A 16,577-nucleotide genomic window follows, 5' to 3' on the forward strand; every position below is an offset into this window, starting at 1 on the left:
TAAACGATAAGTATCGCAGATCCCCGCCGGATGGTCATGCTCCATCGGTGCTTTGCGCGCCAATCGCCGCCATAAAGCGCTCGGTAATTTGCTGTGGGCGGGTGATCGCACCGCCGACAACGACCGTATGCGCCCCTAGCGCCAGGCATCTGGCCGCGCGTTCAGGCGTATCCACGTTGCCTTCGGCAATTACGGGGACCGTTACGGCAGCCAGCACGGCCTTCAGGAACGCGCAGTCTTTCTCAGGAAGCGAATGGCCCACCGTTTCCGCCGTATAGCCATAAAGCGTGGTGCCGACGCAGTCAAAGCCCAGCGCCTGCGCCGTCACTGCCTCTTCGACCGTTGAAATATCCGCCATCAGCAATACTGAGGAGTAACGTGAGCGTATGCGCGTGACCAGCGTTTCCAGAGATTCTCCGCCGGGACGCTCCCGCGCCGTCGCATCAAGCGCAATGATTTCCGGAGATACGGCCATGAGCTCATCCACCTCTTTCATTGTCGCGGTGATAAATACCTCGCTTTCCGGGTAATCCCGTTTGATGATGCCGATAACAGGCAAAGAGACCTGCTGCTTAATGGCCTCGATATCCACCACGCTGTTGGCACGAATTGCGGCGGCCCCGCCCTGTGCCGCCGCCAGCGCCATTCGCGACATAATAAACGGGCTATGCAGCGGTTCATTTTCCAGCGCCTGACAGGAGACGACCAGTTTTCCCTTCAGGGTATCCAGTACAGTTTTCATTACGATAAGATCTCTTCCACTTCGTTTTTGATAATCGTGACGTGCGGGCCATAGATGACCTGAACACCGTTGCCGCGCACGATAACGCCGCGCGCCCCGGTGGCTTTCAGCGCCGCGTCATTCACTTTGCTGCCGTCCTTGACCGTAACGCGAAGACGAGTGGCGCAGCAGTCCACCTCTTCCAGATTGTCTTTTCCGCCTAATCCGGCGATCACCGCAGCGGCACGTTCGTTTTGCGGCAGGCTGACCTCGTCAGCCATCGCCTCCTTTTCCCGACCCGGCGTGGCGAAATCAAAACGGTTAATCAGATAGCGGAAGGTAAAGTAGTAAAGGAAGAACCACGGTACGCCGACCAGCGGTACGAACATCCAGTTGGTTTTGGCCTCTCCCTGTAAAATGCCGAACAGCACGAAGTCGATGAAGCCGCCGGAGAAGGTTTGCCCGATGGTGATATGCAGCATGTGCGCGAGCATGAATGCCAGCCCGTCAAACAGTGCATGGATGACGTAGAGCACCGGCGCAATAAACAGGAAGGAGAACTCAATAGGCTCGGTAATCCCGGTAAGGAACGAGGTTAACGCCGCAGAGAGCAGCAGCCCGGCAACGCGCTTTTTGTTCTCGGGTTTTGCCGTGTGGTACATCGCCAGACACGCGCCGAGCAGGCCAAACATCATCGTAATAAAGCGCCCGGACATGAAACGCGACGTGCCCTCATAGAAATGCTGCGTGTTCGGGTCGGCCAGCTGGGCGAAGAAGATCCGCTGTGTGCCTTCAACCAGATGGCCGTTGACGATTTCACTCCCGCCAAGCGCGGTAGTCCAGAAAGGCAGATAGAAGATGTGGTGCAAACCAAACGGGCCCAGCATGCGGAGAATAAAGCCGTACAGCAGGGTGCCCAGATAACCGGTCGCATCCACCAGCCCGCCCAGACCAAAAATCAGCTTCTGGAAATGCGGCCAGACCACGGTCATGAGCGCACCGACGAGTATCGCCGCCAGGGAGCTGATAATGGGGACAAAGCGCGAGCCGCCAAAAAAGCCCAGGAACTGCGGAAGCGCAATTTTATTAAACCGATGATGGAGCGCGCAGGTCACCAGTCCAATCACCACGCCGCCAAACACGCCGGTTTCCAGCGTCTGAATACCCAGCGTCATGCCCTGCCCCACGGCCCCCGGGTTCTCATGCGCCAGTTTGCCGGTGAGGATCAGCAGCGCGTTGATGGTGGCATTCATCACCAGAAACGCGAGTAATGCCGCCAGCCCGGCCGTGCCCTTATCGCTTTTTGCCAGCCCGACGGCCACCCCAACGGCAAACAGCACCGAGAGGTTCGCAAACACGATGGATCCAGCGCTGCTCATGATGGTGAAAATGGCCTGCAGCCAGCTCACGTCTAAAAACGGATAGGCTGCCAGCGTGTTGGGATTCGATAGCGCGCCGCCTATCCCCAGCAGCAGACCCGCCGCAGGCAACACGGCAATCGGCAACATAAAGGATTTGCCAAATCGCTGCGCTTTTTCAAACCATCCTCCTGAAGAAGCCCCACTGAATATTTGCATCATTTTTTCATCCCCTTATTAAACGATGAAAATTTTTACCATATTAATATTTAATAGTGAAAATTATCATCACAAACCAGGACGACGATCATACTTTTTCAAAATGACTGGCATCTTTCCCCCGCTTTCCGCCACACTAGTCGCAGAGAAACGCATTAAGGATCGAGCATGTCAGACCATGAAAACCTGCTGCTGAAGCTACGCCAGGAGGCTTCCGGGTACAGCCCAACACAACAAAAACTCGGCGAGTTTGTCCTCAGCGATCCTGCCCGGGTGCTCTACCTGACGATCACCGAGCTGGCGCGCGAGAGCCACACCAGCGAGGCCAGCGTCACGCGTCTTTGCCGGACGCTGGGCTGCAAGGGCTATAACGAATTTAAAATGGCGCTTGCGCTGGATATTCAGCAGGGCCAGCCCGCGCGTCAGGCGGGCGATGAGATTGATAACGTCGTGGATGAGTCGGTGCAGGCTTTGCAGGATACCGCCCGGCTTCTTGACCGCACGCTGCTTGAAAAGGCCGCACTGGCGCTGCACCAGGCGCAGTCCGTGCAGATTTATGGCGTTGCGGCCAGCGCGATCCTCGGGGAGTATCTCCACTACAAGCTGTTGCGGTTGGGCAAACCCGCGCAGCTGTTCAGCGATATGCACCGCGCGGCCATGAATGCGACAACGCTTTCAAAAGAGACCCTGGTCGTGGCTATCTCCAGTTCGGGTTCAACGCGGGATTTACTCCACGTGGTGAAGCTTGCCCGCAAGCGCGGCGTTAAGGTTCTGGCACTCAGCAATACGCCCCGCAGCCCGCTGGCATCCCTGAGCGACATGCTGCTGGTTGCGGCCAAACCAGAGGGTCCCCTTAGCGCTGGCGCACTCAATGCTAAGGTTGGTGTGATGCTGCTGGTCGAGTTGCTGACCACGTCCATGATTGCGCTGGATGGTCATTACGGCGACGTTAGCCAGCAAACAGCCAGCGCCACGCTTCCCCTTTTGCTCTGAAAATCATTCGCAGGCTAAATAAATCGGCCTGCGACTTATATTGTCTGATTTTCGTTAAGTGGGGTTTTCATCATTTATCCGGCAAATGTTTGGTGTAACAAAGTATTATATTTATTACATTTTGAATTAAGTCCACCATTCGGCACAGACCTTATTAAATCAATTAAATTCAACGAGTTAAAATTTAAATTTTAATAGATTGAATTTTTACCATTGCGATAATGTCCAATATCTTCACCTGATTTCCTTTCCTTAAAATAAGCTTAAGACGCCACTGATTTCGGCGTTTTATTATTTAAATGCCGTTTACTTTTGCCCGCCTACAATCCGCCTCATCAATCATAATGAGACGGTATTAATGAAGATGTTATTGATTACAGGCGTGACCGGATTTCTGGGCGGTGCAGTTCTTGAAAAAATTCTGACCAACGATCAATCCATAGAACTCCTTTTGCTTGCGCGCGCCAGCGATCCGCAGAGCGGGCTGGAGCGCGTACTGGAGAATATGCGCAAGTTCAACGTTCCTGAGGACAAACTGGCCTCCCTGAATGTGGACAATATCCTGATTGGCGACCTCAGCCAGCCAGAAGCCTTCCTGAACGATCCCCGTCTGGATCGGGTCACGCATGTCGTGAACTGTGCGGCCGTCGCCTCATTTGGTAACAACCCGCTGATCTGGAAGGTCAACGTTGAAGGTACGCTCGCGCTGGCGCGTCGTATGGAGCAGGTCACAGGACTGCAGCGTTTCCTCCACGTCGGCACTGCGATGTCATGCACGCCGGAGCAGGATTCCCTGGTCGCCGAAAGCGCCGAATTCAGAGAGAATGCTGAACACCTGGTGGAATACACGTTTTCGAAGTCAACCATCGAACAGCTGATGCGCCAGGAGTGCCCTAACCTTCCCCTGCTCATCGCCCGTCCGTCCATCGTTGTCGGCCATACCCGTCACGGCTGCACGCCGTCGAGCAGCATTTTCTGGGTCTTTAGCATGGGCCTGATGCTGCAGAAGTTTATGTGCTCCATGGAAGACCGGATTGACGTTGTGCCAGTGGATTACTGCGCCGACGCGCTGTTAATGTTGCTTAACAGCAACGCGCGTCCGGGGGAAGTGGTGCACATTTCTGCGGGTGAAGAGAACAGCGTTCGCTTTGCGGATATCGATCAGGCGATGGCGCAGGCGCTGGAGAAAGCCCCCGTCGGGGATAAATATGCCCAGGTCAGCTACGAAACGCTGGTCCGAATGCGCCGCGAGTTGAAACATATTTTTGGCCCGTGCAACGAGCGTCTGATGCTTAAAGCCATGCGGTTATACGGCGCGTTTGCCACGCTTAACGTGCGTTTCAGCAACGATAAGCTGCTGAGCATGGGAATGCCAAAGCCGCCCCGGTTTACGGATTATATCGCCCGCTGCGTGCAAACTACACAGGGGCTGACCATTCCGGAGCAAATGGCGGTCGATTTTAAATAGCCAAAAAAAATGCCAGTCATTCGACTGGCATTTTCATTTTAAGGCTTAAGCAATTATGCCTGGCCTTTGATCTCTTTACGACCGTTGTATGGTGCTTTTTCGCCAAGCGCTTCTTCGATACGAATCAGCTGGTTGTATTTAGCAACACGGTCAGAACGGCTCATAGAACCGGTTTTGATCTGGCCTGCAGCGGTACCCACAGCCAGGTCGGCAATGGTAGCGTCTTCAGTTTCACCAGAACGGTGAGAGATAACCGCGGTGTAGCCAGCGTCTTTCGCCATTTTGATCGCAGCCAGAGTTTCGGTCAGAGAACCGATCTGGTTGAATTTGATCAGGATGGAGTTAACGATGCCTTTCTCGATGCCTTCTTTCAGGATCTTGGTGTTGGTTACGAACAGGTCGTCACCAACCAGCTGGATTTTGTCGCCCAGTACTTTAGTCTGGTATGCGAAGCCAGCCCAGTCAGACTCGTCCAGACCGTCTTCGATAGACACGATTGGGTACTGTTTGGTCAGGTCTTCCAGGAAGTGAGTGAACTCTTCGGAGGTGAACGCTTTGTTGCCTTCGCCAGCCAGAACGTATTTACCGTCTTTGTAGAATTCAGATGCTGCACAGTCCATCGCCAGGGTGATGTCTTTGCCCAGCTCGTAGCCAGCAGCTTTAACTGCTTCTGCGATAACAGCCAGTGCTTCTGCGTTAGAACCCAGGTTTGGCGCATAGCCACCTTCGTCACCAACAGCAGTGTTCATGCCTTTAGCTTTCAGAACTTTAGCCAGGTTGTGGAACACTTCAGAACCCATACGTACCGCTTCTTTCAGGGATTTCGCGCCAACTGGCTGAATCATGAATTCCTGAATATCAACGTTGTTGTCTGCGTGCTCACCACCGTTGATGATGTTCATCATTGGTACAGGCATGGAGTATTTGCCTGGGGTGCCGTTCAGTTCAGCGATGTGCTCGAACAGTGGCATACCTTTAGCAGCCGCAGCCGCTTTGGCGTTCGCCAGGGAAACAGCCAGGATTGCGTTCGCACCGAAGTTAGATTTGTTTTCAGTACCGTCCAGATCGATCATGATCTTGTCGATGCCAGCCTGGTCTTTGGCGTCTTTGCCAATGATTGCCTGAGCAATAGGACCGTTTACAGCGCCAACCGCTTTCAGTACGCCTTTACCCAGGAAGCGAGATTTGTCGCCATCGCGCAGTTCCAGCGCTTCGCGAGAACCGGTAGAAGCACCTGATGGAGCAGCAGCCATACCAACGAAACCACCTTCCAGGTGAACTTCGGCTTCAACGGTCGGGTTACCACGGGAGTCGATGATTTCACGACCGATGACTTTAACGATTTTGGACATTAGATTTTCCTCAGTACAAGTTAAACTAAAACTCCAGACAAACAACGCGTACCAAAGGTACGCGTTGCCGTTCTAACTTTTTTTACTTCGCCTGACGCTTCTGGTAGTCGCTGGCGGCTTTAACGAAGCCTGCAAACAGCGGATGCCCGTCACGTGGCGTTGAAGTAAATTCCGGGTGGAACTGGCAGGCGACAAACCACGGATGGTTTGGCACTTCAATGATCTCGACTAACTGATCATCCCCGGAGCGTCCCGCAACACGCAGGCCCGCGGCTTCAATAGGTTTCAACAACATGTTGTTGACTTCATAGCGGTGACGATGGCGCTCGGTGATGACCGGCTCGCCATACAGCTTGCGAACCACGCTATCGTCAGTCAGCTGGCAGGCCTGTGCGCCAAGACGCATGGTGCCACCCAGATCGCTCTTCTCGGTACGGACTTCGACGTTACCTTCTTCGTCACGCCATTCGGTGATAAGCGCCACAACAGGGTACTTACAGTCTGGCACAAATTCCGTAGAGTTCGCGTTTTCCATTCCCGCTACGTTGCGCGCAAATTCGATCAGCGCAACCTGCATACCCAGACAGATGCCGAGGTATGGAATATTGTTTTCACGCGCATAGCGCGCGGTGGCGATCTTGCCTTCTACACCACGGTAGCCGAAGCCGCCAGGGATAAGGATAGCATCCAGATCTTTCAGGATTTCAACGCCACGCGTTTCAACATCCTGCGAATCAATCAGCTTGATGTTCACGGAGACACGGTTCTTCAGACCACCGTGTTTCAGCGCTTCGATCACTGACTTATAGGCATCCGGCAGCTCGATATACTTGCCGACCATACCGATAGTCACTTCGCCTGCCGGGTTGGCTTCTTCATAAATAACCTGTTCCCATTCAGACAGGTTAGCTTCCGGACAGTTCAAGCTGAATCGTTTACAAATATAATCGTCCAGGCCCTGAGATTTCAACAGGCCCGGGATTTTATAAATGGAATCGACATCTTTCATTGAAATAACGGCTTTTTCAGGCACGTTACAGAACAATGCAATTTTCGCACGTTCGTTCGCCGGAACCGCGCGATCGGAGCGGCAAACCAGGATGTCTGGCTGAATACCAATAGAAAGCAGCTCTTTAACAGAGTGCTGAGTCGGTTTGGTTTTCACTTCACCTGCAGCGGCCATGTACGGCACCAGCGTCAGGTGCATGAACAGCGCGTGTTCACGGCCAATGTCTACCGCCAGCTGACGAATCGCTTCCAGGAATGGCAGGGATTCGATATCACCCACGGTACCGCCGATTTCAACCAGCACCACGTCGTGGCCTTCGCCACCCGCCACAATGCGTTCTTTGATGGCGTTAGTAATGTGCGGGATAACCTGAACGGTTGCACCCAGGTAGTCACCACGGCGCTCTTTACGCAGAACGTCGGAGTAGATGCGGCCGGTCGTGAAGTTGTTACGACGGGTCATTTTGGTGCGGATGAAACGCTCGTAGTGGCCAAGATCCAGATCGGTTTCAGCGCCGTCTTCAGTAACGAACACTTCCCCGTGTTGGATTGGGCTCATGGTGCCCGGATCGACGTTGATGTACGGATCCAGTTTCATCATGGTCACATTGAGGCCACGGGCTTCAAGAATGGCTGCGAGGGAGGCTGCGGCAATGCCTTTACCCAGAGAGGATACGACCCCGCCGGTCACAAAAATATAGTTCGTTGTCATGCTGAACCTGAGAAGTTAGGGTGAAACGATGGAATAACCAGGACGGGAAAGTAGTATACCCGAACACGGCGAGCGCCACAAACTTTCATTCTCCGTCTCCATTCCAGGCCATGACAAACATAAGGAGTGAGAAAATAGCCCCTTTTGGGTAAATGTTTTTGACGCAAATCAAGCGCTTGTCATTTAAAAAATCACACAAATTGCGCTTGATCGCAAAATTTCGTTAGAGATCAGATTCCTGGCGCTTTACTTCCTGCCAGACTTCTTCCATCGCGTCGAGGTCAATACCGCTCATTTCCAGGCCGCGCGAGGCGACAATCCGCTCTACTTCGCGGAAGCGGCGTTCGAATTTCAGGTTGGCTTTTTGCAGCGCCGTTTCCGCTTTTACACCCAGGTGGCGAGAAAGGTTGACGGTCGCAAACAGCAGGTCGCCCATCTCTTCCTCAAGCTTTGCTTCATCCACCACCGCCTGCTGCGCTTCATGCATGACCTCGTCAATCTCTTCGTGCACTTTATCCAGCACCGGGCCGAGAGAGGTCCAGTCAAACCCCACCGCGGAGCAGCGTTTCTGGATTTTGTGCGCACGCATCAGTGCGGGCAAGCTCAGCGGAATGTCGTCCAGCGCGGAGTGCTGGGATTTTTCTGCCCGCTCGGCGCTTTTGATTTGCTCCCAGCGGGCAAGGACTTCGGTGCTGGTTTCTGCGGTAGCGTCACCGAAAATATGTGGATGACGGCGCTCAAGCTTGTCGCTGATTGCTGCGCAGATATCGTCAAAGTTAAAGCGCCCTTCTTCCTGCGCCATTTGGGCATAGAACACCACCTGGAACAGCAGATCGCCCAGCTCGCCGCGCAGGTCGTCAAAATCTTCACGGGAAATGGCGTCCAGCACCTCATAGGTCTCTTCAAGGGTGTACGGGGCAATGGTAGCGAAAGTCTGCTCTTTGTCCCACGGGCAGCCGTTTTCCGGGTCGCGCAGGCGTTTCATGATGCCGAGCAGGCGGTCGATTTGAGTCATGGTTATGTCCTGATAAAAAAATGCCGGGTGGCGGCGTTGCCTAACCCGGCCTACGGAAGAGGATGTTTAGCCGCCGTGCAGACGACGCGCGTCAATCACATCCGGCACCTGATTCAGCTTGCCAAGCACGCGGCCCAGCACCTGCAGGTTGTAGATTTCGATAGTCATATCGATGGTGGCAAGCTGCTCGCGGGTATCGCTGCGGCTGGCGACGCCCAGCACGTTGACCTTCTCGTTGGCAAGAATGGTCGTGATGTCGCGCAGCAGGCCGCTGCGGTCGTTGGCGGTTACGCGCACCACCAGCGAGTAGCCAGCGGAATAGCTTTCACCCCAGACCGCTTCCACGATGCGCTCAGGCGCATGGGACTGAAGCTCGGCAAGCTGGTCGCAGTCGGAACGGTGAATTGAAATCCCGCGCCCCTGGGTGATAAAGCCGACGATATCGTCCCCTGGAATTGGCTGGCAGCAGCGGGCAATGTGGTGCATCAGGTTACCGACACCCTCGACCACCACGCGGCCGTTGTCTTTGCTGCGCTGCTGCGGCGCGTAGGTTTTCTGCTGCAGCTGCTTCAGCGCCGCCGCATCTTGCTCTTCCGCGCTTGGCTTATTGAACTGCGCCTGCAGGAAATTCACCATCTGATTCAGACGAATATCACCGCCGCCAATGGCCGCTAACAGCTCGTCAAGCTCGTTGAAGTTGTAGCGCGGCAGCAGGAATTTTTCCGCCTCTTTCAGGCTTATCCCGATATGCTCCAGCTCGTCGTCGAGGATCTGGCGACCGGCAAGGATGTTCTTGTCACGATCCTGCTTACGGAACCAGGCGTGAATCTTCGAGCGCCCGCGGCTGGTGGTAACATACCCCAGGTTCGGGTTAAGCCAGTCCCGGCTCGGGTTGGGCTGCTTCTGGGTAATGATTTCAATCTGGTCACCCATCTGCAGCTGATAGGTGAACGGTACAATACGCCCGCCGATTTTCGCCCCGATGCATCGGTGTCCCACATCGCTGTGGATGTGGTAGGCAAAATCGAGCGGCGTAGAGCCGGCCGGCAGGTCGACAACGTCCCCTTTCGGCGTAAAGACATACACCCGATCGTCAAAGACCTGGCTGCGCACTTCGTCGAGCATCTCGCCGGAATCGGCCATCTCTTCCTGCCACGCAATCAGCTTGCGCAGCCAGGCAATGCGGTCTTCGTGGCCAGAACGCGCACCGCCGGAGGTGCCTTCTTTGTATTTCCAGTGCGCGGCAACGCCCAGCTCGGCGTCTTCATGCATCTGTTTGGTGCGGATCTGAATCTCAACCGTTTTACCGCCAGGGCCAAGCACCACGGTATGGATAGACTGGTAGCCGTTCGGTTTTGGGTTGGCGACATAGTCGTCGAACTCATCGGGCAGATGACGGAAGTGAGTGTGTACTATCCCCAGCGCGGCGTAGCAGTCCTGCAGACGCTCCGCCACGATGCGCACGGCGCGCACGTCAAACAGCTCGTCAAAGGCGAGGTGTTTCTTCTGCATTTTGCGCCAGATGCTGTAGATATGCTTAGGCCGACCGTAGACTTCGGCGCGCACGTTCTCTTCTTTCATCGCCTGGCGCAGGCCGCCGACAAACTCCTCGATATAGTGCTCGCGGTCGATACGGCGCTCGTGCAGGAGTTTGGCAATCCGTTTATATTCCGCCGGGTGCAGATAGCGGAAGCAGTAATCTTCCAGCTCCCACTTCAGCTGACCAATCCCTAAGCGGTTCGCCAGCGGCGCATAGATGTTTGTACACTCTTTGGCAGCCAGCACGCGCTCGTCTTCCGGCGCATCCTTCACCTCTCGCAGGTGGGCAATACGCTCGGCCAGCTTGATGACCACGCAGCGGAAATCATCCACCATGGCCAGCAGCATCCGGCGAACGTTATCAACCTGCTCTGAGGAGACGGAATCGGTATGCGCGGCTTTAAGCTGACGAATGGCCGCCATATCGCGCACGCCGTGGATCAGCGCGACGACGGATTTTCCGACGCTGTCGCGCAGCACGTCTTCGCTGACCACGTCCGCATCCGCGAGGGGGAAGAGTAGCGCGGCCTGCAGCGTTTCGATGTCCATGTTCAGCATGGACAGGATTTCAACCATCTCAACGCCGCGCCACAGGAGAAGATCCGCGTCGGGATGCCCCTGCGTGGTGCGCAGACAATAGGCCCAGGTTTCGGTTAAGCGTTCACACGACTGCTGGCTGGAAATTCCCAGACTTGCGATCCATTTTTGTGGGTCAAACTCCCCAGCTTTATTGAGATGTGCACTTCTTACCGCAACCATTGTCCTCTCCTTTAGGGACCAGGGCCTGTCGAAGTCGACAAGCCAAACAAATTAGATGTGCTCGAACAACACCATCGATTCCAGATGCCCAGTGTGCGGGAACATGTCCAGCATTGCCAGACGCTGAATCTGGTAACCCGCGCTGAGTAATGCCTCGCTGTCCCGGGCAAGCGTTGCCGGGTTACAGGAAACATAGACCACACGCTTTGGCGCGAGTTTAATAATATGTGCCATCACGCCCGGGGCACCGGCACGTGCCGGGTCGAGCAAAATTTTATCAAAGCCCTGCTTTGCCCACGGCTGTTGAGTGACATCTTCCTCAAGATTTTGATGAAAGAATGTCACATTTTGCAAGCCGTTCTGCCGCGCGTTCTCCTGCCCTTTCGCCACCAGCGCCTCAACGCCTTCCACGCCGACGACGCTGGCCGCTTCTCGCGCCAGCGGCAGCGTGAAGTTGCCCATTCCGCAGAACAGATCGAGCACCCGATCGCTTTTCTGGACATCCAGCCACGCCAGCGCTTTCGCCACCATCTGCTGGTTAACGCCATCATTGACCTGAATGAAATCCCGCGGGCTAAACGTTAAGCGTAGCCCGTTTGACGCATACCAGGGCGCCTCACCGGTAACCTGCTCAAGTATCTCGCTTTGTGGTGCCAGGAAAAGCGCCAGGTCGTGGGAATGCGAAAAGCGTTCCAGTTTTTCGCGATCTTTTTTCGACAGCGGTGCGGTGTGGCGCAGCACCATCAGCGGGCCATTGTTTGCCATGACCAGTTCGACGTGCCCGAGATGGCGTACGCCGTCCAGCCCGGAGAGGCAGATGCGCACTTCCGGAAGCAACGCCTCAAGATGGGGCACCAAAATGGGGCACTGCTTCACGTCAACGATGTCGCTGGAGCCGGCCTTGCGAAACCCCATCTCCAGACGTTCCGTTTTTTGCTGATAGCTAAGGCTCAGGCGCGCGCGACGACGATAGCCCCAGGGCTCGTCGGCAACAATTTCGTTAACGTCATATTTGAGCAGACGCGCCAGCGCGCGGCTTTTACTTTTTTGCTGTAATTCTGTGCTCGCATGCTGTTGCTGGCAGCCGCCGCAAACGCCAAAATGCGGGCAGCGGGGCTTCTCGCGCTCCGGGCTATCGTTGAGACGACGCTTAACCTGTCCGCGCGCGAACTGACGTTTATCTTCCGTCAGCGTAATTTCTGCTCGTTCTGCTGGCAGTAAACCTGTTATAAACAGAGCCTTACCATTGTGACGTGCTACTCCCTGACCAAACGGATCGAGGTCCGTGGCTTCAACAGTAATGATTTCACGCGTCGTCACGCGTCGCTTTGCAGAGTAGAATTGCGCCATCGCCGAGATTTTTCTCACATAAACATAATTATCTTAATTGTCCCATAACGGAACGCCATGACCAACTACAGCCTGCGCGCGCGCATGATGATTTTGATCCTCGCCCCCACCGTTCTTATCGGTTTGCTGCTGAGTATCTTCTTTGTGGTGCACCGCTATAACGATTTGCAGCGGCAGCTGGAGGATGCAGGCGCCAGCATCATCGAACCGCTGGCCGTATCCAGCGAGTACGGCATGAACCTGCAAAACCGCGAATCCATTGGGCAGTTAATCAGCGTACTCCACCGCCGCCACTCGGACATCGTACGCGCCATTTCCGTGTACGACGAACATAACCGGCTGTTTGTCACCTCGAACTTTCATCTCGATCCGGCGGCCCTGAAGATCCCGGACGGTACGCCGTTCCCGCGCCACCTCACCGTATTGCGGCGCGGCGATATCATGATCCTGCGCACGCCGATCGTGTCGGAAAGCTATTCCCCCGATGAGTCCGCGCAATCCGACGCCAAATCCAGCAATAATATGCTGGGATATGTGGCGCTGGAGCTGGATCTCAAGTCGGTACGGCTACAGCAGTACAAAGAAATCTTCATCTCTGGCGTGATGATGCTGTTCTGCATTGGCATTGCGCTGATCTTCGGCTGGCGCCTGATGCGCGACGTGACGGGCCCCATCCGCAACATGGTTAACACGGTTGACCGCATCCGCCGGGGACAGCTCGACAGCCGTGTGGAAGGGTTTATGCTGGGCGAGCTGGACATGCTGAAAAACGGCATCAACTCGATGGCGATGTCGCTGGCGGCCTATCACGAAGAGATGCAGCACAACGTTGACCAGGCGACGTCCGACCTGCGCGAAACGCTGGAGCAGATGGAGATCCAGAACGTTGAGCTGGATCTGGCGAAAAAGCGCGCCCAGGAAGCGGCGCGTATCAAGTCGGAATTCCTTGCCAATATGTCGCACGAGCTGCGCACGCCGCTCAATGGCGTGATCGGCTTTACCCGCCTGACGCTCAAAAGCGAGCTCAACCCCACTCAGCGCGATCACCTGCACACCATTGAACGCTCGGCCAACAACCTGCTGGCGATCATCAACGACGTGCTGGACTTCTCCAAGCTGGAAGCGGGCAAGCTGATCCTGGAAAGCATTCCCTTCCCGCTGCGCAGCACGCTTGATGAAGTGGTGACGCTGCTCGCGCACTCGTCGCACGATAAAGGCCTGGAGCTGACGCTTAATATTAAAAATGACGTGCCGGATAACGTTATTGGCGATCCGCTGCGCCTGCAGCAGGTCATTACCAACCTTGTCGGGAATGCCATTAAATTCACCGAAAGCGGTAATATCGACGTCCTGGTAGAGAAACGCTCGATCAGCAGCAATAAGGTCCAGATTGAAGTCCAGATCCGCGATACCGGCATCGGTATTCCGGAGCGCGACCAGTCGCGTCTGTTCCAGGCGTTCCGTCAGGCGGACGCCAGTATCTCCCGCCGTCATGGCGGCACCGGTCTGGGGCTGGTGATCACCCAGCGTCTGGTGAACGAGATGGGCGGCGATATCTCTTTCCACAGCCAGCCAAACCGCGGTTCAACCTTCTGGTTCCACATTAATCTGGACCTCAATCCGAACGTGCTGACCGACGGTCCGATGACGGACTGCCTGAAGGGCAAGCGACTGGCCTACGTTGAGCCTAACGCCGCGGCGGCGCAATGTACGCTCGACATATTAAGCACCACGCCGCTGGAGGTGGTCTACAGCCCAACCTTCTCCGCCCTGGCCGTTGAGCATTACGACATCCTGCTGATGGGGATCCCGGTCACCTTTACCGGCGAGCTGACCATGCAGCAGGAGCGGCTGGCGAAAGCCGCGTCGATGACCGACTATCTGCTGCTGGCGCTGCCTTGCCACGCTCAGCTGAATGCAGAAGAGTTAAAAAATGACGGAGCCGCCGCGTGTCTGCTAAAACCGCTCACCGCGACCCGTCTCCTGCCCGCGCTCACGGAGTATTGCCGTCTTAGCCAGCATGCCCTTCCGCTGATTAACGATGAGCAAAAATTGCCGATGAGCGTGATGGCGGTGGATGATAATCCGGCCAACCTGAAGCTGATAGGCGCATTGCTTGAGGACCAGGTTCAGCATGTTGAGCTGTGCACCAGCGGCGCGCAGGCGGTTGAACAGGCTAAGCAGATGCAGTTCGATTTAATCCTGATGGATATTCAGATGCCGGGCATGGACGGCATCCGGGCCTGCGAGCTGATCCACCAGCTGCCGCATCAGCAGCAAACGCCGGTCATTGCGGTCACCGCACATGCGATGGCGGGCCAGAAGGAGAAGCTGCTGAGCGCCGGAATGAACGATTACCTGGCAAAGCCCATCGATGAAGAGAAACTTCATAGCCTGCTGCTGCGATATAAGCCGGGTCATATCGGCGGGACGTACACGGTTTCCAGCGAGCAGGCTGAGGTAAGCGTTAATCAGAACGCCACCTTTGACTGGCAGCTTGCGCTGCGCCAGGCGGCAGGTAAACCCGATCTCGCCCGCGACATGCTGCAAATGCTGGTCGCGTTTTTGCCTGAAATTCGCAATAAGGTGGAAGAGCAGCTGGTGGGTGAAAATCCGGAAGATCTGCTGGACGCGATCCACAAGCTGCACGGCAGCTGCGGGTACAGCGGCGTGCCGCGGCTGAAAAACCTCTGCCAGCTGCTGGAGCAGCAGCTGCGTGCCGGTACGCCGGAATCGGAGCTTGAACCGGAGTTCCTGGAGCTGCTGGATGAAATGGATAATGTGACGCGGGAAGCGATGAAGGTGTTGGGGAGCTGAGGTAAATGCCCGGTGGCGCTACGCTTACCGGGCCTACAGGTGCACTAACGTAGGCCGGTTAAAGCGAAGCCGCCACCCGGCAACCACAGCTAAAATGCCTTCCCCACTTTCAGCACCGCAGCGATATTCCTTGCGGTCATCCTGACGTTCTCGCTGGCATTTTCCAGCGCGTCTTCCAGGGAGCAGATGGTGTAGATCACGCTAAACACTGCATCAATGCCGTGATCGTGTACTACGCCAACGTCCGCCGTCAGGCTGCCAGCAATGCCAATAACGGGTTTGTTAAAGCGTTTCGCCACCTTCGCCACCCCCACCGGGACTTTGCCGTGGATCGTCTGGCTGTCAATGCGGCCTTCCCCGGTGATCACCAAATCCGCATCGGCCACCTGGTCGGCCAGGTGTAGCGCATCGGTCACGATCTCAATGCCCTGGCGCAGCTGCGCGCCGCAAAAGGCGTACAGCCCAGCCCCCATGCCACCTGCCGCTCCGCCGCCAGCAAGGTTTAGCACGTCGATATCCAGATCCCGGGCAATGACTCTCGCATACTGCGCCAGCGCGTTGTCCAGGGTGACGATCATCTCGGGTGTGGCACCCTTTTGCGGTCCAAATACGGCTGACGCACCGTCCTTTCCGGTGAGTGGATTCGTGACATCACAGGCGACTTCTATCCGACACTCCGCCAGACGTCTGTCCAGCCCGCTCAGGTCGATACGCGCGAGTTTTCCCAGTTCGCCTCCGCCCTGCCTAAGAGGTTGTTCGCTCGCGTCGAGCAATTTAGCGCCCAGCGCCTGCACCATCCCTGCTCCGCCGTCATTGGTGGCGCTGCCGCCAATGCCAATGATGATATGCTTAACACCCGCATCCAGCGCATGCCGAATCAGTTCGCCCGTGCCCCAGGAGGTGGTTTTCAGGGGATTACGCTGTGAAGGGACGACCAGCTCCAGGCCGCTTGCCGCCGCCATTTCAATAAAGGCGCTCTGCTCGTCACCGGATAAGCCATAAAACCCGTCCACCCGCTCACCCAGCGGGCCGGTCACCGGAACATGCACAATGCGTCCCTGCGTTGCCGCGATCATCGCCTCAACCGTCCCTTCGCCGCCGTCCGCAACCGGCAGTTTGACGTAAACCGCCTCGGGAAAGATCTCGCGAAAACCACGTTCTATCGCTGTCGCAACCTCAAGCGCACTCAAACTTTCCTTATACGAGTCCGGTGCGATAACAATTTTCATAAGCCATCCTTACGCATAGTCGTTACGTTAAGCATAC

General features: G+C 55.8%; 11 protein-coding genes. 3 read left to right on the forward strand and 8 right to left on the reverse strand.

Annotation, left to right across the window (positions count from 1 at the left end):
- Positions 1–34 precede the first annotated feature (34 nt).
- Together LRM19_RS14735 and LRM19_RS14740 are read right to left on the reverse strand one after the other, a co-directional pair.
- Positions 35–742: an N-acetylmannosamine-6-phosphate 2-epimerase gene (locus LRM19_RS14735; RefSeq protein WP_271369226.1), complete on the reverse strand. Its 708-nt coding sequence runs from the start codon at positions 740–742 to the stop codon at positions 35–37.
- A complete protein-coding gene (locus tag LRM19_RS14740; protein WP_271369227.1) occupies positions 742–2,301 on the reverse strand; it encodes a PTS transporter subunit EIIC in 1,560 nt (519 codons plus the stop codon). Before LRM19_RS14740 ends, LRM19_RS14735 begins: the two co-directional genes overlap by 1 nt.
- Before the next feature lie 165 nt (positions 2,302–2,466).
- Here LRM19_RS14740 and LRM19_RS14745 point away from each other — a divergent pair, with 165 nt between their 5' ends.
- Positions 2,467–3,291 carry a MurR/RpiR family transcriptional regulator gene (locus tag LRM19_RS14745; protein ID WP_024909265.1) on the forward strand — a complete coding sequence of 275 codons (825 nt, stop codon included), beginning with the start codon at positions 2,467–2,469 and terminating at the stop codon, positions 3,289–3,291.
- 358 nt (positions 3,292–3,649) lie between these two features.
- On the forward strand, positions 3,650–4,759 hold the full coding sequence (locus LRM19_RS14750; RefSeq protein ID WP_115876180.1) for an SDR family oxidoreductase: 1,110 nt from the start codon (positions 3,650–3,652) through the stop codon (positions 4,757–4,759).
- A gap of 53 nt (positions 4,760–4,812) precedes the next feature.
- Here the strand turns inward: LRM19_RS14750 and eno are convergent, their stop codons facing one another.
- From eno to rlmD, 5 genes are all read right to left on the reverse strand, one after another.
- A complete protein-coding gene (gene eno, locus LRM19_RS14755) occupies positions 4,813–6,111 on the reverse strand; it encodes a phosphopyruvate hydratase (RefSeq protein ID WP_024909267.1) in 1,299 nt (432 codons plus the stop codon).
- Positions 6,112–6,193: 82 nt separating this feature from the next.
- On the reverse strand, positions 6,194–7,831 hold the full coding sequence (gene pyrG / locus LRM19_RS14760) for a glutamine hydrolyzing CTP synthase (protein ID WP_032648095.1): 1,638 nt from the start codon (positions 7,829–7,831) through the stop codon (positions 6,194–6,196).
- Between the two features lie 223 nt (positions 7,832–8,054).
- A complete protein-coding gene (gene mazG, locus LRM19_RS14765; protein ID WP_143345462.1) occupies positions 8,055–8,846 on the reverse strand; it encodes a nucleoside triphosphate pyrophosphohydrolase in 792 nt (263 codons plus the stop codon).
- Positions 8,847–8,912: 66 nt separating this feature from the next.
- Positions 8,913–11,144 (reverse strand): GTP diphosphokinase, encoded by a 2,232-nt coding sequence (relA, locus tag LRM19_RS14770; protein WP_008499628.1) that lies wholly within the window; start codon positions 11,142–11,144, stop codon positions 8,913–8,915.
- 51 nt (positions 11,145–11,195) lie between these two features.
- Positions 11,196–12,494, reverse strand: a complete 1,299-nt coding sequence (rlmD, locus tag LRM19_RS14775) for a 23S rRNA (uracil(1939)-C(5))-methyltransferase RlmD (protein ID WP_271369228.1) — start codon at positions 12,492–12,494, stop codon at positions 11,196–11,198.
- 57 nt (positions 12,495–12,551) lie between these two features.
- Here rlmD and barA point away from each other — a divergent pair, with 57 nt between their 5' ends.
- Positions 12,552–15,311, forward strand: coding sequence for a two-component sensor histidine kinase BarA (gene barA / locus LRM19_RS14780; RefSeq protein WP_111965439.1), 2,760 nt, complete (start codon positions 12,552–12,554; stop codon positions 15,309–15,311).
- A gap of 89 nt (positions 15,312–15,400) precedes the next feature.
- Here barA and LRM19_RS14785 read toward each other — a convergent pair whose 3' ends face one another.
- On the reverse strand, positions 15,401–16,540 hold the full coding sequence (locus LRM19_RS14785) for a glycerate kinase (protein WP_271369229.1): 1,140 nt from the start codon (positions 16,538–16,540) through the stop codon (positions 15,401–15,403).
- Positions 16,541–16,577 lie beyond the last annotated feature (37 nt).

It is taken from the genome of Enterobacter sp. PI-10, from assembly GCF_027947695.1.
GTDB lineage: Bacteria > Pseudomonadota > Gammaproteobacteria > Enterobacterales > Enterobacteriaceae > Enterobacter > Enterobacter vonholyi.